Below are 427 nucleotides of genomic sequence, written 5' to 3'. Positions count from 1 at the left end.
TGCGACGCCGGCTTCAGCATCTCGTGGTCCGCGTGCTTGTGGTGCAGCGTCCACGGCACGTTGCCGCCCATCACCTTCTGCTCGAGCCCGACCATCAGCGTGCCGAGATACAGCCCCTTGGCCATCCACTGCTTGAAGTTGCGCGCGCGGTACAGCTCCGTGTACAGCCACGACTGCTTGAAGGCGTCCGGGTACGCGTTGAGCTCGTCGCTCTGACGGCCGGCCTGCACCGCGTCGAACGCGGCGTCGGCTGCCAGCATGCCGGTCTTGATCGCTGCGTGGCTGCCCTTGATCCGCGATGCGTTCAGGAAGCCCGCGTCGTCGCCGATCAGCGCGCCGCCCGGGAACACCGTCTTCGGCAGCGACAGCAGCCCGCCCGCGGTGATCGCGCGCGCACCGTACGACACGCGTTTGCCGCCTTCGAGGA

1 protein-coding gene is annotated in these 427 nt (G+C 68.1%); it reads right to left on the bottom strand.

Annotated elements, in window-relative coordinates:
- Nucleotides 1-427 (bottom strand): NAD(P)/FAD-dependent oxidoreductase (locus DID96_RS38015; protein ID WP_409333855.1); only part of this gene is annotated, 427 nt, incomplete at both ends.

The sequence above is a fragment of the Burkholderia sp. Bp8963 genome (assembly GCF_003854275.1).
Lineage (GTDB): Bacteria > Pseudomonadota > Gammaproteobacteria > Burkholderiales > Burkholderiaceae > Burkholderia.
Note: the sequence above shows the minus strand (reverse complement) of the source record. Positions and strands in the feature narration are given on the sequence as shown.